This window comes from Bacillus sp. H1a, assembly GCF_000633475.1.
GTDB classification, from domain to species: Bacteria; Bacillota; Bacilli; order Bacillales; family Bacillaceae_G; genus Bacillus_A; species Bacillus_A paramycoides.
Genome location: NZ_AYMH01000015.1, coordinates 1 through 23,295, shown reverse-complemented (window position 1 = coordinate 23,295; position 23,295 = coordinate 1). Strand labels below are relative to the sequence as shown.

Genomic DNA, 23,295 nt, shown 5'->3' with positions numbered 1-23,295 from the left:
AAGGAGGGACATGCTTTGCGCGATAGTAATTTAGATTTGCGTGTTATTCGCACAAAAACTGCCATACGAAATGCATTAGTGGAGTTAATTGAGGAAAAAGGTTTTGAAGCAATTACGGTGAAAGATATTACAACGAAAGCGAACATAAATCGAGGTACTTTTTATACACATTATCAAGATAAATTCGATTTAATGACGAAATGCCAAGAAGAAATTATGCATGAGTTTTCTAGCATTGCAAAACGGAAATTTCCAGAAGTTATTGCTGACCTTGGATCAAATCCTTCCCCAACGACGCCGTTTGTACTTATCGCTTCTATTCTTGAATTTCTAAATGAAAATAGTGATTTTATGAAAGCTGTATTAAGTCCAAAAGGAGATTTATCTTTCCAAACAAAATTGAAAGACTTTATGTGGAAAACACTATTTGAAGATACGAATGGTGCTCTCATTAATAAGGTGAATTTACTTGTTCCAAGCCAATACTTAGCTTCTTATATGGCATCTGCTCATATAGGTGTCATTCAACAATGGTTAAATAATGGACAAAATGAAACACCAGAGGAAATTGCTCGTATTTTATCAACAATCGCAGTTCATGGACCTTTCTATGCAGCTGGCTTAAAGAAATAAGCCTGTTGCATAGAAACATGTTTTAATCAATCTCAATTACATCAATAAACTTAAAAATTCTTTTATTACGAAAAACATCCGTACAAGTAATCGTCTCATTTAATGGATTTATATCAACTACTGTTATGTAATTTTCATATAAATATAAGCATATTTTCATTGGAATAATACCCTTTACCAAACTCTAGGCTGAGTAGTTACTATTATTTTATTAATAACTTGAAATTTATGTTTCTATGAAAAAAGCTGTTGAAAGGAATCCCCTTCAACAGCTTCTCCATTATTAACGATATAAACGAACTGCACCTGCAGAATTATCATCTGCTTGTCCAACGACTTCAAATTTCAATCCAAGTTTCGGTACATTACGCCCTGCATCTGGGATTAAGTTGTTCATATAAGATTTCGAATCATCAAACTTCGTTACACCTGGTAATCCTTTAGACTCAAATGTTCCGCGTGATGGAGATACAACTTTCCACGCTGGTGTTTGGTTAAAGGAGAACGCAGCATCTGCAATTTGATATCGTGTACTATTTTTAACAGTTGGTTTACCGTTTAACGTTCCAACAATTGCCTCTGGGTGAGAGTCAACAACTCCTAAGAAACCTTCGCCTGGATGAATACCAACCCAGTTATCTGTAAAGCTAGAGTCTGCATACCATACAACAAGACCTGTATTGTACGTTACACCGCTGCTATATTTTAACGCTTCATCAGCACCAGCATAGTTTCTCCACTCTAAATAGTAGTTATGTTTCTTCTTATAAAAGCCGTCTGATACAACGAAACCGTTTAATTTAAATTGTGGTTCACCTTCTGCATCATCAGAGAACACAACTTTTCCATCGACAGTTAATGTTGCATTATCAAGAGTAAAACCACTTGGTGCCGTAGCACCATCTGTAATGTATTCGAATACTAATTTTACTTTTTGACCTTTAAATTTGCTTAAGTCATATGATTTATCTATCCATTTTCCTTCTGTTGTGTCTAGACCATTTTTAACATTCTTTTCACCAATTCGATCCACTAACGTTTTCGTACCATCTTCTGTCACTGCATGTACTTCAAGGAAGTCCCAACCAGTTTCAATTTCATACAATGATTTGTAATCAAACTTCGCATTTGTTGCATTTGTTAAATCAAACACTGGCGTTTCTAGTGTCGTATGAAGATCATCGCCTTTTGTACTAAAGTAATATTTCTTACCAAATGCAGACTCAATACCTTTTACATCTTTATCTGGTAAGTTAACACGAACCAGACCAGGACGAGCTGATTTCGTTACACTTTGATCTAAGTATGTCGCAAAACCGATACCGCGATTTAATTTATCATAGTCAGCCTCTACAATATTCGCCCAGTTTCCGCCAATGTTCTTTTGAAAGAACTCTTTGTTTTGCGGAGAGAAACTTGGTGGCGTTGAACCTGCAATTTTACCTGCCCAGCTGCCACCGCTCATAACAGACCAAGAGTTAATCGGCTCACCTGATCCAGAGTATTGCGTATCATACTCATCTGGAAGACCTAAATCATGACCAAACTCATGTGCGAATACACCAACTGCTCCGTCTTCTGGCTCAATTGTATAATCGTATGCAGCCATTTTACCGCCATAGTTATCAACTTTTGATTTTGTTCCATCAATTGGATATGGGTTTCCAAGGTTCCAGCGATGTGACCAAATTGCGTCGTCACCTAATCTACCACCGCCTCCATCTTGACCAACTCCAGCGTGAATGACCATTAAGTGATCAATAAGACCATCTGGTTCGTTTTTATTTCCGTCTCCATTACTGTCATATTGATCGTATTGGTCAAATTCTGATAAATCCATACCGCTTGCTACAGCTGCATCTAATGCCTCTTTTACAAAATCACGAGGTCCTTTTGGTCCTTTATTATCATGACCGCCATCGCCAGCATCTGCACCATAATCCGCTGCTTTACCAGGAACTGTTAACCACTTTGTTACTGTTCCATCGACGGTATAACTGCCGCCTGATTGCTGTTCATAATATTGTTTAAATGTTGGGATTTTTGAACCATCAAAGAGTGTAAATGGCTCATCACCAAATAACATTTTTTGATAATGTTCTGGATTAAAATCATTTGAATACATATAACCTGGTACTTGATCAATATTGTTATGCTTAAAGTCAGCAAACTCTACTAGCAATACAAGTACTTTATCTTTACGAACAGGCCCATTATATTCTTTTTGCTTCGCTGAACTAGTTGGTACTTTTCCGTTTAATCCACCTTTAACCTGCTCTTGCCCAGCTACCGGACCACCAGCAGGTTGTTCAGCTTTTTCTTTCATATCTGCTTTTGCATCTTTCACTTTTTTCAAAAAGTCAGAAGCTTCTCTCGAGACACTATCCCCCGCTGCTGGTTCTTTTCCAGCATTCTTGCCTTTTTTCTTCTCTACGTATTTTTCAACAGCTTTTAATGTGTCTTCTTTCGACGCAGATTCACTAATTACACCACGCTGCTTCAACGCGTCTGCTAGACGATCCTCCGGAATTAAATTTTCATCAATTGGACTTAAAGATCCTACATTAGACGGCGTTGCCGCATAAACAGATTGACTACCAAACCCAAATGTGCAACTAAGCACAGTTGCCGCCGCAAGCGTAGACAGCACTTTAAAAGGCTTTTTCTTCATCCCTATTCCTCCCTAATCTTAAATACGTAACAATATTTTGATAATAAAGAAAATTCTATAAATTTACAAGATATTGTCTTAATTTGTAATATTTTTGAAAATATCCTATATTTTAGATTGCTGTCTATTCTGATTAATCGATATTCCGGGAATATACTGATGAAAGCTGATAAAACTATTAAAATTTCTGTATATAATTGCAAGATATACTTTTTCAATTGCGATTTCTGATATCATTGTTGTTTCATCGTCTGCATGACTTGTAAGAGCACTTGCGGAGTAAAAGGCACATCTAATTCAATGGTTGCTTCTTGCATGTGAATTCGAATCGTGGCATGTATGTTTTCTTCTACGACAGAGACATTCAAAGAAATCCAATTCACATGCTCATTTTTATTTTGATCTTCAGTTTCAGGTGATAATTTGTTCATCCAGTAATATAGCCGATGACCGGTAGGTTCTGTTTTTGACACCAGGCAACTAATGAAGGAGCCTATCCATTTGATTTAACTTTTATTGACACGGATAAACAAAATAAAAAGATCATCCACCATATTTAGTGGATGATCTTTTTATTTATCTAAGACACAATTACAGTATCTCAATATACCCTTCTGTTCCATGTACCCGAATTCGTTGTCCGTCTTTTATTAGTTTCGTAGCATTCTCTACCCCGACGACTGCTGGTAATCCATATTCACGTGCGATAACTGCTCCGTGTGTCATGAGTCCGCCAACTTCAGTGACTAATCCTTTTATAGACACAAACAATGGTGTCCAGCCAGGATCAGTAAATGCCGTAACTAATATATCTCCATCTTCTAAATTCGCATCTTCCATGCTTAAAATAACGCGTGCTCTCCCCTCAATCACTCCAGAAGAAACAGGCAAACCTACAATCGCTTCGGCTGGGAGATTTTCTCGTTTATATTTCCCTATAATAATTTCGCCATCAGAAGTAATAACACGCGGGGGCGTTAGTTTTTCATATAATTTGTACTCATTTTTCCGATTATTGATGACCTCGTAATCCAGTTTATTCGTGCGGACGACTTCGTGGAGTTCTTCAAAAGTCAGATAGTATATATCTTCTATTTCATCGATAACGCTATTTTGCACGAGTTGCTCGGCTTCTTTCAGTAACGCCTGCTTATATATGAAATAGCGATTAATCATGCCGTATTTCGGGTATTCACGATAACCGATAAAATTTCGGATGTTACTAATCATTTGCTTCGTCTCTTCTATTTTTTGTTCGCCATCTGGCAAGTACTGCAATCGGTCTAATAACTCTTCTTGCTTTTTCAAAGCCTCCTGCAGCCCTTCTTCAAATTTCCACTTACTAGCACCAGCTTCAAAGTCTCTTATGTTATTTAAAATCATCGGGATAATTGTAGTTGGCTGTTCACTCCAGCGCGTTTTCGTAATATCGATTTCTCCGCTGCATCTCATCCCGTATTTATTCAGAAAAGCATAAATTGCATCTCGAGCTTTTTCCCCGCCTTTAAACTGAACTAGTTCATCTAAAAAGCTGTCATCTTCTACATACTGTAAATACTCAATGACTTCTGGATACGGCCGAATCACATCTGCGACATCCAATAATGCTAGCCCCATTTCCGAAGTAATATTGTTTTGTACAGATTGAGAAAGTGTGTCTGCTACATTTTTTTCACCTAGCCATTGCTCCATCTTTTCATTGATCCATGATGAAGCATCCATACCTGCCATAATTACAGCTATACTTTGCGGGTTAAATAATACTTTCCGTAATTGCTGGATGTCTTCCAAAATAAAATCAAGTACATCCACCCCTGATTTCGTTTGAATGTTTTGTTTTAACTCTTCGATCGAGGCTTGACTATTCTTTATTAAATCCGTAACGATTGCTGGATCATTTTCGATTTGTGGTTGCGAACTTGCAGATGGCATACTTTTACCAACACTCTTTTCTTTTTCATCATCCGGTAACAATTTGATAAAATCATCTCGCTCTATTACAGTCGTTAATGCATCTCTTATGAGCGGATCCGATTTTCCTAAAGTATTGATTAAGAACTCTCTGCTAGCAGGTGAAGCTAATCTTTGTGTAGCATCAACAAACAGCCTTCCCCCCGCTTTACGCATAGGAGCACGAGTCGTTAACAGGAAAAAAGATAACCCTAGTGGTTTCATTGCATCAGTCATCATTTGTTGGTGACCAACCGATATATACACATGATTTTCTTGATCATTTGCTTCTGGGATTGGATATAAAGTCGTGATTGGTCGACTTTGGACAATATAAAATATATCATCAACTAAACACCATTCAATATCTTGCGGACAACCAAAATAAGCTTCAATCTGTCTGCCGATACGTGCTAGTTGTAATATTTGTTGTTCCGTAAGTGTTTGAATCTTTTGCTGAGTGGGATCAATCTGCTTTGTCTCTGTTCCGCCCTCTTTTAAGGCATAGATAGCCAATTTTTTAGTTGCGATCATCTTATCGACGATTTTCTCTTCTTTTACTTTATAATTATCAGCAGAGACCAGTCCTGATACTAATGCCTCACCAAGTCCAAAACTGGCATCAATTGATAGTACCTTTCGGTTAGAAGTAATCGGGTCAGCAGTAAATAAAATTCCCGAAGCCTGCGGGAAAACCATCCTTTGAACGACAACACATATAGAAACTTGACTATGTTCAAAACCATTTTGCATTCGGTAAATGACCGCTCGATCTGTAAATAAAGAAGCCCAACACTTTCTTACATGCTGCAAGATGTCTTCTTTTCCGATGATATTTAAATACGTATCTTGTTGACCTGCAAACGAGGCATATGGTAAATCTTCAGCAGTAGCACTAGAACGTACTGCATAAGCATGTTCATTTCCAAAACGAGAGAGATAACGAGCTACCACTTCCGCTACATTAGAAGGAATTTCTACTTCCATAATGGTTTCTCTAATCTTCTTACTGATTTCACCAATTTGATCTCGGTCCTCAATTTTTAGCCTTGTTAATTGATTCAACAAAGCTTGAAACGCTTCATTTTGTTCGATTGCTTTTTCATATCCTACCGTTGTAACACAAAATCCTTCTGGCACTTGTATACCTTGAATGTTTGATAATTCCCCTAAATTCAATCCTTTTCCGCCAACGAGCGAAAGCTGCGTTTTTTGTATTTCCTGAAAATCGAGAACGAAAGAACTCATTTGGCACCTCTCCTTACTATTCATGTGCTATTGATTGTAGCAAGAGTAAATGAGAATAAACAGTCTATTTTGACCGTTAATTACGTGGTATAATTAAGTTAGGAAGAGATAATTATTTTATTTCTCCCCCTCTAATTCACTTCAATTACATCAATAAACTTAAAAAACCCTCTTATTATGAAAACATCAAATAATCGTCTCATTTAATGGATTTATTTCGACTACTGTTATGTAATTTCTATATAGATAGCTATTAATAAATTAGGGAACAGCTACCATTCTTAAAGTAGCTGTTCCCTAATTTATTCATCTCCTATGCATTTTTAGTAATGTTATCGTTAAATTTTCTAAGTCTCCATCATTTTTTATTTCCTTTATGATTTTTCCTTCTTTCATAAAGAGTATCCGATCACTAATTTCAGCAGCTACATCCATCATATGTGTGGAAAAAATAATCATTGTACCATTTCTTTTTAATGTTTTTAATATTGTTAAAAACTCATCTACCCAATACGGATCCAGCCCATTTGTCGGTTCGTCTAGTATTAAAATTTTAGGATTTCCGAGACACGCTTGTCCAAATAAAAGCCTCTGTCTCATCCCTTTAGATAACCTATGTAAGCGTTCATTTTGTTTTTCATTTAATCCTATTGTTTTAATAATGGCTTGTACTTTTTCTTTTCCTATTTTTCGAAAGGCGGCATAAAACAGCAAAAATTCTTGAACTGTCATGTCTTGCTGTGCATGAAAATCATCTGGCATATAGCCTATTTTACTCACATACTGTTTTCTATCTTTCTGTAATTCTATATTACCTAATTGAACTGTACCCGATGTAGGAGTTTTAATTCCAGCTATTATATCAAGGAGCGTACTTTTCCCCGCTCCATTCCCACCACATAATACGATACACTCTCCTTCTTTGCTTTGAAATGAAATTGGAGATAATGCTATTTTCTTTTTATATCGTTTACATACTTCGTTAAGATTTAATACTGTCATTTTTTTCTTCTCCTCTCCATTTTCCAGCTTGCCACAAGCAAGAACACGGTTGTATAGGTAATAAAGTATATGAATAGAACCCAAATAACAGCTTTACTTTGCAAAAACATTACTAGTTGATCATATACTTGTCCAAATATTGCTCCACCACCTAATTGAATTACAAATATAATTCGAAGGAATTCAGCTGGGTTGCAAAACAATAATATTTTTATTAATGGTGCAATCATTGAATATGGAACCAAATTAAGGACACTAATTAACACCGTTGGCCACATCATAATAAGAAGGAACCAAACTCCAATACTTATCGCTAAAGCTTGCCACCTTGTTATAGAAAAAGAACCAATTGTTATTCCCAGTAATAAAAATAAATAGATTAGTAAAACAGAGAAGATATACGTTGCTACCAACCAAAACATATCAAAATTACTACCGCTTACTAACCCAATTATTATACTTACACCAAAACTCATTGAAAAAATAGCTGTTTGCGCTATAAATTGACCGATTGTTTTACCTATTACATATGAAGTACTCGGCAAAGGATACGTACATAAGAGTCTCCATTTCCCATTTTCCACCTCACCTGCAATAGAAAATGCTCCTATAATTAACATAAGTAAAGGCACAATATATAAAATAAGGTTTACCATTGTCCCCGTTACATTTGTATAACCTGCTAAAGACGGAGTATTTCTTTCCATAACAAATAGTAACGAAAACATAGTTATCCAAAGAAACAAAAACATGTATGCAAATTTACCTCTTACTGCACTACGCCATTCTGAATACAATATATTCCACATACCTACTCACCTCTCTACCGAAAAAGACAACCATAGTTGGTTGTCTTTTTCTAACTATTTTGTTCATAACGATAGTCTCTTTTTAATGAGAATGTCCACCACTACCATGATCTTTCTTTTCTTTTCCCATCATCTCTTTATTCATTTCCCATTTATGTTCTGCTAGTTCTTTATAAGAAAGGATTTTCCCAGTATGTTTTTCTACAAAGCTCTCTGCATCTTTCTTCTCTTTAAAAGAAATTACATTATAAGCCATTGGCGTCTTAATTGATTTATCATATACATATGTAGATTTATCCACTGCAACCCAATCTTTTGTATTGTAATCTCTTACAAATTTTTCTTGTGTTTTTTCATTTTTATGTTCATCCATCCATTTATACATACAACCAATATCATCAAATTTTAATGCTTTTCCATTTTCTAAAATAACCTCAGTTGCAAATTGATTATCCATTACTGCCATATTACAAACATCACACTTATCATTTTTTTCATTAATAGCAACCGGCTTCGTTTCTTTCTTACCACACCCTACTACAGCAAATACAAAACATAAACAAATAGCAAATAACGTATACTTTACCTTCATCAATTTTTCCTCCCTAAAAAGAACAATATACTTCCCATTAGTAACATACTTACACTTACAACCAAAATGTTAAACTGAAATCCCATCTCCCCGTCTTTTTGCGGAACAATTTCGGGCCTCATACTAGGCTCTTTGTCTAGCAATAAAGATTGCTCTGGAATTTTTATGAAACTTTGCAAAATACGCATCCCTGGTGATTGAAAGAACAACTGATATTCTGGAATATCTTGTGTTAGCAAAAGAAAATAAGCATCTGCTTTGTATGGAATTTTACTAGTACTTGAACCATCTGTATCTACTTTTAAAGAAGCGTCCCAATAATTTTTATAAATGTTATTTTCCCTACTTTGTGTAGCTTGTGACTCATTAACATTCCCTATCATTACATTTTGAGTTAATTCATTTGCACTGGCATCTTTAAATTGTAAACCAATAAAATTATTAGAAATCGAGTTACTCATAATCGTATTATGACTTGCCTTTTCTACATATATCCCGACTCTATTATTAGCAATTTCATTTTGTAAAACTTTTGTTTTTGTAGCATCATATAATAATATACCTTGTGCATGAACATTACTTTTATTATCAATAAAGTGATTTCCTACTACAGATGTTTCCTTTGTTCCCATAATCATAGCACCTGTTGTATTTTCTTTTGATGTATTATTTTCAAGAACCGTTTTATCAGAATACATAAGATGAATACCATAACGCGACTGCCAAATTGTATTGTCCTTTATTGTATTATTGTCGCTTTGTTCTAAATAAATGCCATCACGAACATTTTGGATTTTGATGTTCTCAATAAGAGTGCGATTTGATTTCCATAAATCAATTCCATTAGCCCGTCTTTGTCCAACAATCCTACTGTTCTCAATTTTTATATTGCTAGCATCTTCTAACTTAATCCCCATGTATGACGCGTGAACCTCCAATCCACTGATGTAGTGCTTATCTCCCGATACAAATATCGCTGGCTGATCTGTATTATCATTACATTGTTCTATTTTCAAATCTTTAAGAATAATGTTTTCCTTTTTCATTGTAATAATAGGATCCTTACCACAAGAGATTATTTTAGTATTTTTATCCCCTTGTATTGTAATCGGTTTCGATATTTTTATCGTTTCATTATAAGTTCTACTTTCTAATTTAATTGTTTCATATGGGGAAGCCGCATCAATTTTTGATTGCAATGTAGACTCAGCATGAATACTTACTCCTAGACTACAAAAAACTAACAATAAAAAAAGAGAAGAACAAATCTTTTTCATATACAGTTCACTTCTCTCAAAGCTATTAGTTATCACTATAAAAAAGAATACCAATTTTTTGTGTGAAATTTGTGAAAAATGAACGTGTTTTTTGTGATACTTAGGACGGCCGTATATAAAAGACGTAGATTCTCTCATACGGCACACTTCACTTCTTTATGTAAAGCGAACCAAGATAGATTCCCACTCTAGTCAATCTCAATTACATCAACAAACTTAAAAATCTTCTTATTACGAAAAGTATCAGTACAAGTAATCATCTCATTTAATGGATTTATATCAGCTACTGTTATGTAATTTTTATATAGATAGCCATCTTTATAATATGTAAGTAAAACCTCTTCCTCACCTAAAAATGAACATAATAGCTTATTTTCAATCATTTCTTTTGCATCCTGCGTTAAGATTGGACGCGGGACTTTCGTTTGCTCATGTATCATTTCTTTAATAGCTACGAACTGCTCTGGCATACTAGCAAACGGTTGCCACTTTACCATACCTCTTCCTTTTGGCATATTAGCATTCTTCACGATTTATGACCTCCTAATAATGTGTTTCTATATCTTGCTGTTGCGACGCTCGTGTAGGAAATCCCCCGTAAAATACTGTTCTTACCAAATCGTGTTCGAATCTCGTCCATGACTTTCGTTAATCGCATTTCTTTTTCTCTTTGTATAATGTTATCGAAAAGTGAAATTTGCTCTTCTCCTTCATTTATTAAATTTGTTAACGAAATACTTATCGATCGAATCGGCTCCCCTGTATGACGCTCGTATAAAAAATATGTACAAACATTATAAATATCCAGCGTTAAATTTGTTGCCCGGTTTAACGTATGTGCCTTTCTTATTCCCCCGCCATATTCCTTGCTATATCCAACTGAAAAATGGATTGTTTGAGCGCATTTCTTTTCTCTTCTCAACCTATAACAAACTTCTTCTACATGCTCTAATAAAATAACGACGAACTCTGCTATCGAGTAATCACGAAATAATATTTGGCTCTTCGCTATAGATGTTGTCGCTGGAACATATTTCTCTGCGATTCTGCTAAAATCAATCCCGTTACTATGTAGATGTAATTCTTCTCCTATTACACCGAAAGATTGCTTTAAATATTTCAAAGGATACTGCGCTAATTCTCCAATTGTATGTATACCTTTTCGATTCAATTTCATTTCTGTTTTATACGATATACCCCAAAATTTACTGAGCGGTCTAATACTCCATAACTTCTCGGGTATATCGTCATATGTCCAATGCGCTATTCCATCTTTATTCTTTTTTGCTTCAATATCCATTGCTACTTTACTCAATAATAAATTCGGCCCGATACCAATCGTACTTTCAATCCTTGTACGTTCATATATTTCTCGCTTGAACTTTAATGCGAACTCGCACGGGTTACTCGCAAACAAATGAATACTTGCAGTCATATCCATGAAAAACTCGTCAATACTATATTGATGAAAATCTTCCGGTGCAACATATTGCAAAGCTAAACCTGTTATGTAAGTTGAACACTTCATATACGTATGCATAATCGGGTTCACAATAATAATATCTGGCCGATTTGGTATTTCGTACAAACGTGCCATCTTCTTTACTCCTAATGCTTTTAATGGTGGTGTTGCTGCTAATACGATCGATCCACTCCGATTTACATCTCCTACGACAGCCAATTTTGTATAACGTGGATCAAGTCCTCTTTTAATACATGAAACGCTCGCATAAAAGCTACGAAGATCTACACAAAGAATAATTCGATTTGGCAATAGAAAATAATCATACAAGGGAATCACTCCTAACGAAAGAACGTTTGTTCTTATTGTATGCGAACTTATGTTCTTTTAAAAGGTGTTTCCATGAAAATTTTGGTTAAAATAACCGTACTTTAAAAACCTGTTTTAAGAAAAACTTAAGGAATTTCCCTCTATATTCATAAGAAGTTTTTTCTATACTGAAAAATGTAAATACGCAAAAGGAGAAACAATAATGAAGAAATTTGCACTTTGCATAATAGGAATAAGCCTTCCTATATACTTACTACCTTTCATGTTACGCGGGGATTTGGACAGATTTAATCCGATTGCTGAAGAAAAAAATGTATACGCCATTGCGAAGGGATATGGCGTTCCGGATTATAATCATAACGGAAGAGCTATGTACTCATTAAAATGTGTTGATGAATCAAGGAATGAGAAAGAATATACACTAGGAACTAACACTCCTAATGACTTTATAAGAAAAACCTACTTAAAAATTCATGTGAAAGGCAGGTATGTTTATTCTTATGAGGTCATTTCTGAAAAGGATATTCCGGAGAAAATAAAGGGACAATTGTAATATAGTATATAAACAAAAAAAGCCGATTTCTTTATCGTATAGGAAATCGACTTTTGGCTTAGTTATTGATTTAGTAATAAAAAATCACCAGTGCTTTTATTAGTAAAATTAGGTAACATTTTTACTGATAAAAACCACTTTTTAAAGATAACCATGTAAATACTATAGACGTTGATTTTTCTGGAAATTTAGTCGGAAATGATCCGCATCATTGTAAACACCAAATTCATATCCTTTTTCTTTATAAAATTTAATAATTTCAGGAAGAGCTTGTAATGTTTGCGCCTTTTCATGCATTAAAACAACTTCTACATCTTCTGTTATCTGTTTTTTTACATCTTCTATAATCTGAGGTGGATTATCTTTTAATTTCCAATCATTTGAGTCTATTGTCCAATCCCAAACTTTTATTCCTGCTTCTACAATTTGATTACGAATTTCCTGAGCGAAGAGTTGTAATTCATCAGATACAGAAATAGACATACAAAAATGCCATCCTTTCCTATGATTCTACAGAAAGAATAACGTCTTTTTTGCTTAATGAATAGTGTGAAACCTTAGCTTTATGGCAATGTAACGGTACAATTATACAGTCGTTTGATAACATTACAAATTTACATGATTTTCGATATAGGAAGTAACCATTCTATCCTTTTAACTGTTGTTAACAGTACAAATTAACTTTTCTAATACTTGAGCTACACCATCTTTATCATTGGTATCGGTAATAAAATATGCAGCATCCTTCAATTTAGGTATTGCATTTCCCATAGCAATTGGAAAACCACACGTATAGAATAGCTCTAAATCATTCCAATCGTCTCCAAAGACCATTATGCTACCCATAGATATATTATTTTGAGTACAGATATCCCTTACAGCTCGTTCTTTAGAAACACCTTTTGCCATGATTTGAGTTAAAGTTCCTGCATCGGTACATAGCGTACTTACTTTATGCGCAAACTGTTTTTGTAGTTTTTCATAGTGAGGATATTGTGAGATTAATAATTTCGAAGCACTAACTTTTTTTAATTCATTTAATGGAACTACAATTGGGTTTACAACTGCATTCATGGTTTTGTTGTAATCCAATGTTTTATTACTGTACCATGTATCTTCCGATTCAACTGAAAGGCATGCATCAACCTGGTGAGTAATAACAAATTCTATAATTTCATTTGTGATAGCTAATTCAATCGGGTAATGTTGTCTGTAACCTAATGCTTTATCTACTACCAAAGCTCCATTGTAGTAAATCATAGTTGCAATGTCTTGAAGTTCGTGAGGAAGAAAAACTTTGACTGATCGTGGCGCCCTTGCTGTAGCAAAAATAACCTTTATTCCTTTCTTCAGACACTCCAATATAGCCTTTCTATTTCTTTCTGACACTTTCTTTTGTGAATTTAATAAAGTACCATCTAAATCTAAAACGATTGCTTTAACCTCGGATTCTAATTCCATATGTATTTCCCCTTATTTACAGTATAAACTCCTCCTTTTTATGTTCTATATCAAGTTATAAATCCCTGTATATTCCATACATGTGAAAGGGGTTTTAGCGACATTTTGACTCATCCAAACACATAAAGCAACTAAATCTTTTGGTTGGTACCTACTGGTTCGTTGTACAAAACCAACATCTCTAGCAATATCTCGTAAGGTATTTGGAGATAAGAATCTTTAAAATTTTCGAGCAAATAATTATAATTCATCAGATACAGAAATAGACATAAAAAACACCATACTTTCCTATGATTCCACAGAAAGAATAACGTATTTTATATTTTTTGGACATTTTAGATTACATGTAAATAGACTTTATTGTAATTTTGTTTCGCTATTAGTGTATTACAAGTTATTTTACTTTTTCACTCTACCTATATATACTAATCCATTAGAACGGTTACCATTCATTGTTACGTACTCTACTTTTTCATACTCTAATTTCTCAAAAGTATTTGTCCATTCCTTTACACGTTTTTCACTATGATGGCGCAAAATAGCTCCGTCAGATAATTCAAACACGCCATAAGTGCCATACTTATCAACATACTGTTCATAGCGTGTTTTATTTCTTTCATCCTCATTTAGTAAAAAATCATTAATATAAATAATACCTTCTGGTTTTAATACCCGTTTAATTTCATTTAAAATAGAATCCTGTTCTTGATTTTGGTATACACAGGTTAGAACTGCAAATAATAAAACGGAATCAAAAAAATTATCCGGGAAGGGAAGTTTCCCGCTTTTAACAATATTAAAATCAATAGCTATATCATTTGATTTAGCCCGTTTAATCATTTCTTCTGAAAAATCCACACCATATAAATTCGTAAATTGTTGTTCTTTTAGTTCAAGTAATGTTCTTCCGTACCCGCATCCATAGTCCAATAAGATTGAATCCTTATTTACATACTTTGAGAATAAGTCAAGTTGAAAAGGTGTCGTGAATTCTTTTTCATTTGCTACTCCATTCCAATATTCTTTTTGTTTATTCATATGTGACAACGTTCCTTTCCCATAAATTCCCTTGATTATATTCCTAACAAAAAGAAAAAAACAGTCTTTACATTCATTTGTGTATTTGATACAAATCTGAAATAACTATAAAAAAAACACTATCCTTTCCTATGATTTTACAGAAAGAATAGCGTTTTTTTTATAGCAAAGAAGTTCATTTTTATCGTTTTGGGGTAATCTATTTTCTTAACTTGATGGGTATGGGGTGCCGCCAGCATTTTGGAAAAAGCTCACGCTAAGAACATGCAAGATTTTATACAGTTTTTCGGCTAATCCAATAACAAACAAGAACCCTAAAACTGCGCCAGGATAGGAATGTATAAAAAAATGCATAGATCCATAGAACAAAAAAAGAAGGTTCCCTTGTGAGAGTAGGGTTCCCTCTTTTCCTTGCTACTGATAATAGGACGTTATGTCAACCTCACATGTATACGATATTTATTTCACATTTTATCTATCTTACATAATGATAACTGTCATACAATGAAGATAATATTAGAAAATTGTGAGGATGATTACGTTGAAAAAATTTGTAATTAGTTATGCTGCAAGTCTGTTTACTTTTATTTTCGGATGGTTCTTGATTGCATATCTTTTTAATCCTAGCTTTATTCACCCGACTGTTTTATTTGGATTCATTAAAACTATCGTCATTTATGGTAGTATACCAGCTCTTATAGCTTGTCTAATTGGGGAAGTCCTATACAGGAAAATCAAACGATGTAGAGAGTTTCAATTTGGAATTCCTGTATTTATAGGACTAGCAGTTATCTATACACTTACACCATTTCTTTTTATTTTTACTTTTCCACATTTTTTTTATTTCGTTGCACCTGTTATTATGGGGTCCTTAGCTTTTTATTTAGTACGTAGAAAAATATAATTAACTTTCGCTAATGAGACGTTATGTTAACTTTACATGAATACGATATTCATCCAAATTTGCACAAGATTGTCCTTGCTGATGGTACAATTAAAGTCACGGAGGGATAATATGGTGATTTTTTATGTAATAACACTTTTTCTTATATCCGGCACTTCAATATTTTTATTCTTCAAGTCTGTTTCACCAAAAATTAAGGCTAAAAACCTATCATTAATAATGGTCTGTTTAGCGATAAATCTACTCACAATTCCAATGGCTTATTTGATAGGTTCGTTGGTTCTTTATACAGATGAGATGGCAACAGAATTTAGAGATAGTAATCCACTTTATTTTTGGAAAGGATTTTTCTTTATTCAGGCAATACCGCTCCTTATATTAATAATAGAAATCTTAAAATGGCTTATTGACAGAGGAAAAAATAAATGAGCTTATAAATAGAATTGCTTTATAATATGTATAGTTGCACAAAATCGAGAAATTTAAGGAGACAGATAAATTTTATGAGGAAATTATCCATATTACTTACTTTAAGTCTAGTATTTGTCAGTGTTACGGCTGCTTGTACACAAGATAAAAAAGATAGTGCAGTTGAAAATGGTTCAATAGAAGAACCAACCGCAAAAAATGAAAATAAAGAATTAATAAATTTTGAAGAAGAAGAAGATATGAGTCGCTTGGAACAAGGTATTTTATTAGTTGGTGAGAGTGCTAAGGGAGGCTATTACTTGACCACCGTTCAAAGTGCATATTTAAATGATAGCAACGATTCTATCGTTGTTAATGTCTCTGTAAAAAATGTACGAGGTCAAATGATTGGACTATCAGAATTAAAATATACCTTAAAAGATGAAAAAGACGGTAAGGCGTATGAAGGAAAGGTGCTTGACCAAAACCCTTCTGATATACAAGTTAAACCAAATGAAACGGTAGAATTGAAAATAGCTTTTGAAGTACCAGGTACCGCAGATGAATATATGTTTTATATTGAAAGCTCTTTAGACCCTCTAGAAGCACACTGGAAAATTGATAAGCTGCAATCACGAAAAAACTAAGTCTAAATATAATTTGGTGGAAGTGTTCTTTAATATGGATTATATATTCGAAAAGGCTACGTGTAGGGAATTTAAAGACCCCTCAGGGATCAACGAATTCCTGAGGGGTTGCCTACGTGATATAACATATTTACAATTACGTTGCGTTTGGGTTTAAAATGCGTATCTTTTTCATTTACATTATAACCATCCTATTTAAGTTTATAAGAGTTATGCTTTTGAGATAAAAGTAATTACTTGTTTTATAAACTCGTAACCAAAATAACCAATAAATCCGAATAGTACTATTGCGGCAGATATAGATACCCATTTAATAAAGGCTGGATTTAGAAAACGTCTAGTAAAATGAACAAAGCCTAATAAGACCATATCATGCATAAAGATACCTAATAAAATACCTACAGCTATTAATATAAATGTAGATGTACTTGCATTACCTAATGAAGAAACTAGAACCGGACCAAAGACCCCTATCCAAAATACAATATTAGCCGGTGATATAGCAATCATAAAACCAGATAAATAAGCTGTTAATAAAGATTTATTAGGATCTTCCCCCTCTATGTTAACTTCTGACTTTGCTTCTTTAATACTTTCTATTCCAATAAACATTAAAAACCCAAAACCTAGTAGCCACATAACTGTTTCTACCCATGGATTGGTTAATACACTAGAGAACCCTAGATAAATCAGGACTATTAAAGATAAATCTACAGTCATTCCTCCTATACCTACAAACCAACCATGTACGAAACCATTTCTCATTCCTTGTTTAGTCATTTGGACAGTCATAGCACCTGCAGGTATTGATAAAGATAAACCTAACAAAATATAAGTAAAAAGTGTTACAATCATAAAAATTCTCCTATTTTAGTCAATTACTATTCTTTTCATTTGGTTCAACAAATAGAACTAAAGCATGGCGATTTTTCACATTACTTCTAGCAAGCTCCAAAAACTCACAAAGTACCCCTTTGTTGAAGATCAATGCCTAAAATCCCATAAGATCCTTTACATGTTTAGCGTTCTTTTTAGATGTTAGTTTTTCAAGTAATAAAAACGCAACATCAAAAGCTGTACTTGGATTTGAAGACGTAATAATATTTCCATCTTGAACAATTAAATCATTTTGTACGATTGCACCGAAATTCTTTAACTGCTCTTTTCGTTTACTCGTTGGATGACTGTATGTGGTGGCTTTTTTATCTGTAAGAATTCCGCTTTTACCAAGTGCTAATGATGCAACACAGATACTGGCAATAGGTTTCTGCTTGGCATAAAAATGTTGAATAACATTTAAGAATTCTCTACTGTATGCATCCCGATAAAAACCAGCTTCTTCAAATCCCCCTGGAATAGCTAGTGCATCAAACTCATCCAATTGAATATCATCAACCGTTTTTTCGGGTATGACAGTAAAATTCCAAGTACAGGTTAATTTATCCCGAAGACCAACTGTTACGACCTCGGTTGATCCATCTCCCTCCCATTTATTCCAACCTAGTACATCTGTAAATACACTAGCTTCTACTGCTTCAAATCCGTCAGCTAATAATAATAAAATCTTTTTCATATCGTAAATCGCCTCCTGATATCCTTATTTTATACAAATATAGAAGGCTGATAAATAAGTTCAATAAGGATATTCAGTGGTTTGACTTTATTATATAAAGAATTTAGGTTATTCTAGTTTATAAAAAAAGGTTGGATAATTTATGGATCAAATTGATAAAAAAATCGTGGGATTATTACAGTCAAATGCAAAAATTTCAATGAAGGATTTAGCAGAAGCCGTTCACTTATCTTCTCCGTCAGTAACTGAGCGAGTACGGAAGTTAGAGGAGCAACAAATTATTGAAGGTTACCATGCACATGTTTCTCTAAAAAAAATAAACCGTCCAATTTCTGCACTTATATTGTTTAAATCAAAGGATTGTAAATCATTAGCTAACTTTTGCTATAATCATCCAGATGTACTTGAGTGTTACAGAGTAGCAGGAGAAATTAGCTATATTGTCAAATTAGCAACGTATTCTGTAGAAAGTTTAGAACAGTTTATTGATGATACAATGCAATATGGTACGCCATCAACGAATATCGTGTTATCTTCTTATGAAAAAAAAATAATTGCTCCCTTTATTAGTGAAGAATAAAAATACTGGCATAATCAATTAACTATTGCTTACTCAATAATCCTTTAAAAATAGCCCTGATTTTTCTGACTTGTATAAAAAAATCAGGGTCTCTAATCATTTTTATCGTTTTGGGGTAACCCATTTTTATTAGCTTGATGGCAATGGGGGACATCAAAATCTTAAGTTGATGGGCATGGGGTAGCGTCAGGAAAATGCGGATTTACAACGTTAAGGAAATTTCAATATTAAAAAGCCCGATTGCTGAATATATAGGATATAATACGTTTCCGACCAATTATTGTATTGCATCTTGTAATTTACCCTTGTTTATTATCTATTTTTGAATGATGGATTAATTCGTGATTTATAAAGCAAGAAATCATTGTTCTATATACTTGTTCAATAATATCAGGATTTATATTATTTTCATCAGCAATTATTCTAACTTTTTAAATTACAGCTTCAACTCTTTTTAGTGCTTTAACATCTTCAGTATCCTTTTTGAATTTTGCAGCTTGTTCAACGTATCTACTTCTTTCACTAATTAACATAACTATTTGGTTATCAAGATAATCAATATTTATGTCGTAATTAAAGGGGTTCAGAGGGCTCAATCTGAATAGAATTCAAATGTTTCATTCGGTTTATGACAGATAATACTTCATTAATTCTAGGTAATTCAATCCACCTTTCGAAACCTGGAAAAAAGGAAGAAAATACAATATCCACTCCTTCTCTCTCCATATCTTTGAGAGCTTTTTTGATCTTTTCATGAGGAAAGATCAGGCGACCCTGATTATTTATAGCTATTTTTCGAGGCAATAGGCGGAATCTCTCCGTCTATTTATCAGATCGGGTGCTTAACCTGTTCCCCCAACCGATAAGAGATATAAATTTTTCTTCTGTATAAAGCATATCCTTATTGGTTGACTTAATCTCCATAAAAAGTCCCTCCAATAAATTTCTTAATGGAGGGATTCATCTAAGATAGTTAATTTCACCGGTGGTTAGCTCAACTTAATGACTACGGGATCTGTCCCCACTTAGTGATGAAACCCATTATCACATTTCGTATCATGTGGCATAGGCCCGTCCAGGGAATCCAGAAAGGCAACGGCCTGTTTGAGGTTCCTCAAAAATAAATGCGCGAGATCCATGGAAAATCCATTTCGAACCACAACGCGCATAATCGTCACCGCTTCCATATCTGGAGGCAATGGATAGGCGGGTACTTGCCAGCCGAACACACGCAATTGTCGAGATAAATCATAAAGATTCCAGTTTAATGTGTAACCATCTTTCAGTCGCCAAGCGAAAACCGGAATATCCGAACCATCGGACAAAAGTTCGAACGGTTCCATCTTCTGAATCGCCTTGCTAAGAAAAAGAGCGACTTTCTGAGAAGCCCTTTGGACATCATAGTACCCACTTTTCCCCAAACGCAGGTAATTGTAATATTGTAGGAGCACTTGTGCGCCAGGACGAGAGAAATTCAGGGCAAAAGTCGGCATGTTCCCGCCCAAATAGGAGACGCGGAAGATTAGATCCTCAGGGAGATCTTCAGCTTCCCGCCAAATTATCCACCCCAACCCAGGGTAGACTAATCCATATTTATGTCCGGATACATTGATGGACTTCACCCTCGGTAATTGAAAATCCCAGACTAAATCTGGTTGAAGAAACGGTGCTATAAATCCCCCCGAAGCCGCATCCACATGCATGGGAATGTCGAGGCCCGTCCTCTCCTGTAAATCGTCCAACGCTTTCGCAATGGCGGCAACCGGTTCGTAAAGCCCGGTATAAGTCTCACCGAGAATCGGTACCACACCAATCGTATTTTCATCCACGGCAGCGAGGACCCCCTGAGGATCCAATCGGGGATGCTCTGGGCTAACCTTCACATAGCGCGGTTCAACCTCCCAATAGTTCGCGAATTTTTCCCAAACGACTTGAACAGCAGAACTAAACACAATATTAGGCCGATCCACCGGCTTCCCTTCGCTTTTGCGTGCGTTTTGCCAGCGTCTCTTTAACGCAAGTCCCCCGAGCATACATGCTTCCGACGATCCAGTTGTTGAAACACCCATAGTCGTAAGGGGGGTGGGCGAATGCCAGAGGTTGGCTAAAATACGGACACACCGCTCCTCAATTTCGGCTGTCTGTGGATATTCATCCTTGTCAATCATGTTCTTGTTGAATGATTTGGCATATAAGTGCTCTGCGGCAGGCTCCATCCATGTGCTAACGAATGTTGCAAGATTCAAGCGGGCATTGCCATCAAGAGCAATTTCATCATGGACGATTTGATACGCTGTTTCTGGTAACATGCCTTCATCACGCATGTGAAAGCGCGGAACGACTGATTCTCCTTCGCGGGCAAACAGAGGATTTACAGAAAATTCGTGAGGCAGCTCCATTTGCACGTGACGCGGTAGACCTTGTGGATTATCTGGCATGATCTCTTTTCCTTCGTATGCATCGTTTTGAACTTCTGCTTTTCGATCCTGTGGCATACAAGTCCCCCTTAATTAATTGTTTAACAAACATATTATTTACAAAAAAGCATTTGTTAAACCAAGGTGACAATTCTAATAAAAGGTGCTACCACCATTCGAATTAAAGGAATATATTAACGTAAGCCATTCAAATAACAAAACAGCACCTCTCCAGCAAATTAGGGGGTGCTGTTGTTTTTTCGCTAAAACCTCATTTACTTATGATACGGTTCACCACTATTAATGCTGGACTATATCCTCTACACCCTGCCCTAAACATGAAACAGGCACGCACGTTCATCTTTCGATAATCGCGCCCTTTAATGGAATAAGGAATGATTATTTGTTCCCTTCCGATAGCTTTCTATATAATGAAGCCCTTGACACATTTGTAATTTCACAAATTTGATTTACAGTCATACCTCCTTCTTTATATTCTTACTAAAAGGATAGCGTTTTTTCATTATTTAAATATGATTTCATCTGAATTTGATGGAGATTTCTCCTACAAAAGTAGTAGAATTTTCATTTGAATTTGCTACCTCAGTTGGATTTATCATATTTCAATTTCGATAGAATAGTAAATAGGTATATCGGATATGGAGATACATTACAATGATTATACATACTTCAGATTTAGAATTACAGTAACTACTCAACCCGTAGTTACTAATAAAGGAAGGAACAAGCAGAATGATACAGAACATATACGAAACTCATTTACATGTAAGAAATTTAGAAAAGGCGATAGATTTCTATCAAAATAAGTTAGGGTTAGCATTAGCAAGAAAACTATCCAAAAGAAAAGTGGCTTTCTTTTGGGTAGGAGAAAGTAAAAAGGAAATGCTTGGACTATGGGAAGTACATAATATTGAAGATTTTGAGATGAAACACTTTGCTTTTGGTGTAGATTTAGAATTTCTAAAGACTTCTAAATTATGGTTAGAGAATCGTGGAATAGAGGTGGTAGGAAGCCAAGGAAAAGGAAATCAAGAGCCAATTGTCCAAAGGTGGATGCCAGCTGCGAGTGTATACTTTCTGGATTGTGATGGAAATAAATTAGAGTTTATTTCTATGTTACATGATAATCCAGATGAATTAGAATATGCATCCTATTTAAGTGAATGGGATGCGGAACACCAAGAAAAATAAATGAGATTGTATCTATAAAACGGAAAAAACGTTATTCTTTTTGTAAAAATATACAGAAAGAATAGCGTATTTTTTCATTTCAAGGAAATTTAGTTTTGCTAGCTTGATAGCGATGGGGTGGTATCCCATGCCCATCAACCTAAGATTTTAAAGTATCCCCTAAACGGAAATTTTGTGTTTTTTTGAACTTTTATTTATTTTTCGTATATGACGTAATACTTCTTAAGAAGATTCCTAACCCTGCAAAAAAGAATCCTAAGCATAATAAGCTGGCTGGCGTTCTCCAAGTGATTTGATCTAGCATTTTTATCCCCTCCCATTTATTATTATATAGTATTTATTAGAATTTATCCATATTTTCCCTTAAACAGGTGCCGCCACATGCCCATCAAGCTACTATTTTGAGAAACCTCCCATAACAAAAATTTTACCTTTTCACAGTTATTTATAAGAGTTCGGCTAAATTTTTCTTTTTTGGGGGTATTTGCTCTTCTTAACTTGATAGCGATGGGGTAGCACCACACATCC

At 34.7% G+C, this 23,295-nt stretch carries 22 protein-coding genes and 4 pseudogenes; 7 read left to right on the top strand and 19 right to left on the bottom strand.

What is annotated here, in order from left to right:
* The first annotated feature begins 15 nt into the window (after window positions 1-15).
* Window positions 16-633: a TetR/AcrR family transcriptional regulator gene (locus U860_RS0106310; RefSeq protein ID WP_025147812.1), complete on the top strand. Its 618-nt coding sequence runs from the start codon at window positions 16-18 to the stop codon at window positions 631-633.
* Between the two features lie 22 nt (window positions 634-655).
* On the opposite strand, the pseudogene U860_RS0106305 reads toward U860_RS0106310, so the two are convergent.
* From U860_RS0106305 to U860_RS0106260, 10 genes and pseudogenes are all read right to left on the bottom strand, one after another.
* Window positions 656-778 (bottom strand): annotated as a pseudogene (locus U860_RS0106305) (YolD-like family protein); the annotation flags it as partial.
* Window positions 779-916: 138 nt separating this feature from the next.
* Entirely contained in the window at window positions 917-3,304 is a 2,388-nt protein-coding gene (locus U860_RS0106300; protein WP_025147811.1) for an immune inhibitor A domain-containing protein, read from the bottom strand.
* A gap of 233 nt (window positions 3,305-3,537) precedes the next feature.
* Entirely contained in the window at window positions 3,538-3,735 is a 198-nt protein-coding gene (locus U860_RS36280; RefSeq protein WP_240184456.1) for a hypothetical protein, read from the bottom strand.
* Between the two features lie 160 nt (window positions 3,736-3,895).
* Window positions 3,896-6,502 (bottom strand): phosphoenolpyruvate synthase, encoded by a 2,607-nt coding sequence (ppsA, locus tag U860_RS0106290; protein WP_025147810.1) that lies wholly within the window; start codon window positions 6,500-6,502, stop codon window positions 3,896-3,898.
* Window positions 6,503-6,808: 306 nt separating this feature from the next.
* On the bottom strand, window positions 6,809-7,504 hold the full coding sequence (locus U860_RS0106285; RefSeq protein ID WP_025147809.1) for an ABC transporter ATP-binding protein: 696 nt from the start codon (window positions 7,502-7,504) through the stop codon (window positions 6,809-6,811).
* The gene (locus U860_RS0106280; protein ID WP_025147808.1) at window positions 7,501-8,313 is read right to left on the bottom strand and encodes an ABC transporter permease subunit; all 813 of its coding nucleotides are present in this window, start codon (window positions 8,311-8,313) and stop codon (window positions 7,501-7,503) included. The genes U860_RS0106285 and U860_RS0106280 overlap by 4 nt, the downstream gene beginning before the upstream one ends.
* Before the next feature lie 82 nt (window positions 8,314-8,395).
* On the bottom strand, window positions 8,396-8,905 hold the full coding sequence (locus U860_RS0106275; protein WP_025147807.1) for a nitrous oxide reductase accessory protein NosL: 510 nt from the start codon (window positions 8,903-8,905) through the stop codon (window positions 8,396-8,398).
* Complete coding sequence (locus U860_RS0106270) at window positions 8,905-10,182, bottom strand: NosD domain-containing protein (RefSeq protein ID WP_025147806.1); 1,278 nt, start codon at window positions 10,180-10,182, stop codon at window positions 8,905-8,907. The genes U860_RS0106275 and U860_RS0106270 overlap by 1 nt, the downstream gene beginning before the upstream one ends.
* Window positions 10,183-10,370: 188 nt before the next feature.
* Window positions 10,371-10,712, bottom strand: coding sequence for a YolD-like family protein (locus U860_RS0106265; protein WP_025147805.1), 342 nt, complete (start codon window positions 10,710-10,712; stop codon window positions 10,371-10,373).
* On the bottom strand, window positions 10,709-11,974 hold the full coding sequence (locus U860_RS0106260) for a Y-family DNA polymerase (protein WP_025147804.1): 1,266 nt from the start codon (window positions 11,972-11,974) through the stop codon (window positions 10,709-10,711). The genes U860_RS0106265 and U860_RS0106260 overlap by 4 nt, the downstream gene beginning before the upstream one ends.
* Window positions 11,975-12,176: 202 nt before the next feature.
* On the opposite strand from U860_RS0106260, the gene U860_RS0106255 reads away from it, so the two are divergent.
* Window positions 12,177-12,527 (top strand): YxeA family protein, encoded by a 351-nt coding sequence (locus U860_RS0106255; protein WP_025147803.1) that lies wholly within the window; start codon window positions 12,177-12,179, stop codon window positions 12,525-12,527.
* Between the two features lie 162 nt (window positions 12,528-12,689).
* Here the strand turns inward: U860_RS0106255 and U860_RS0106250 are convergent.
* From U860_RS0106250 to U860_RS0106240, 4 genes and pseudogenes are all read right to left on the bottom strand, one after another.
* A pseudogene (locus tag U860_RS0106250) lies at window positions 12,690-12,971 on the bottom strand (polysaccharide deacetylase); the annotation flags it as partial.
* 210 nt (window positions 12,972-13,181) lie between these two features.
* Window positions 13,182-13,988 (bottom strand): Cof-type HAD-IIB family hydrolase, encoded by an 807-nt coding sequence (locus U860_RS0106245; RefSeq protein ID WP_025147801.1) that lies wholly within the window; start codon window positions 13,986-13,988, stop codon window positions 13,182-13,184.
* 96 nt (window positions 13,989-14,084) lie between these two features.
* A pseudogene (locus tag U860_RS32855) lies at window positions 14,085-14,258 on the bottom strand (IS4 family transposase); the annotation flags it as partial.
* Between the two features lie 129 nt (window positions 14,259-14,387).
* Window positions 14,388-15,026 (bottom strand): class I SAM-dependent methyltransferase, encoded by a 639-nt coding sequence (locus tag U860_RS0106240; RefSeq protein ID WP_025147800.1) that lies wholly within the window; start codon window positions 15,024-15,026, stop codon window positions 14,388-14,390.
* Window positions 15,027-15,558: 532 nt separating this feature from the next.
* On the opposite strand from U860_RS0106240, the gene U860_RS0106235 reads away from it, so the two are divergent.
* The 3 genes from U860_RS0106235 to U860_RS0106225 all read left to right on the top strand — a co-directional run bounded on the left by U860_RS0106235 (window position 15,559) and on the right by U860_RS0106225 (window position 16,985).
* Window positions 15,559-15,930, top strand: coding sequence for a hypothetical protein (locus tag U860_RS0106235; RefSeq protein WP_029952875.1), 372 nt, complete (start codon window positions 15,559-15,561; stop codon window positions 15,928-15,930).
* Window positions 15,931-16,041: 111 nt separating this feature from the next.
* Window positions 16,042-16,359: a hypothetical protein gene (locus U860_RS35595; protein WP_025147798.1), complete on the top strand. Its 318-nt coding sequence runs from the start codon at window positions 16,042-16,044 to the stop codon at window positions 16,357-16,359.
* A 74-nt stretch (window positions 16,360-16,433) separates the two neighbouring features.
* Entirely contained in the window at window positions 16,434-16,985 is a 552-nt protein-coding gene (locus U860_RS0106225) for a DUF4352 domain-containing protein (protein ID WP_025147797.1), read from the top strand.
* A 210-nt stretch (window positions 16,986-17,195) separates the two neighbouring features.
* On the opposite strand, the gene U860_RS0106220 is transcribed toward U860_RS0106225, so the two are convergent.
* Window positions 17,196-17,840, bottom strand: a complete 645-nt coding sequence (locus tag U860_RS0106220; RefSeq protein ID WP_025147796.1) for a LysE family transporter — start codon at window positions 17,838-17,840, stop codon at window positions 17,196-17,198.
* A 136-nt stretch (window positions 17,841-17,976) separates the two neighbouring features.
* The gene (locus tag U860_RS0106215) at window positions 17,977-18,558 is read right to left on the bottom strand and encodes a DJ-1/PfpI family protein (protein ID WP_025147795.1); all 582 of its coding nucleotides are present in this window, start codon (window positions 18,556-18,558) and stop codon (window positions 17,977-17,979) included.
* A gap of 142 nt (window positions 18,559-18,700) precedes the next feature.
* On the opposite strand from U860_RS0106215, the gene U860_RS0106210 reads away from it, so the two are divergent.
* Window positions 18,701-19,138 carry an Lrp/AsnC family transcriptional regulator gene (locus U860_RS0106210; RefSeq protein WP_000372088.1) on the top strand — a complete coding sequence of 146 codons (438 nt, stop codon included), beginning with the start codon at window positions 18,701-18,703 and terminating at the stop codon, window positions 19,136-19,138.
* 1,025 nt (window positions 19,139-20,163) lie between these two features.
* On the opposite strand, the gene U860_RS0106195 is transcribed toward U860_RS0106210, so the two are convergent.
* Window positions 20,164-21,633: a glutamate decarboxylase gene (locus U860_RS0106195; RefSeq protein ID WP_025147793.1), complete on the bottom strand. Its 1,470-nt coding sequence runs from the start codon at window positions 21,631-21,633 to the stop codon at window positions 20,164-20,166.
* 321 nt (window positions 21,634-21,954) lie between these two features.
* Window positions 21,955-22,068, bottom strand: a pseudogene (locus tag U860_RS32845) (helix-turn-helix domain-containing protein); the annotation flags it as partial.
* 240 nt (window positions 22,069-22,308) lie between these two features.
* On the opposite strand from U860_RS32845, the gene U860_RS0106190 reads away from it, so the two are divergent.
* Window positions 22,309-22,767, top strand: coding sequence for a VOC family protein (locus U860_RS0106190; RefSeq protein WP_025147792.1), 459 nt, complete (start codon window positions 22,309-22,311; stop codon window positions 22,765-22,767).
* Window positions 22,768-23,114: 347 nt separating this feature from the next.
* On the opposite strand, the gene U860_RS35780 is transcribed toward U860_RS0106190, so the two are convergent.
* The coding region (locus tag U860_RS35780) for a hypothetical protein (RefSeq protein ID WP_033795378.1) at window positions 23,115-23,295 on the bottom strand (181 nt) is incomplete at its 5' end.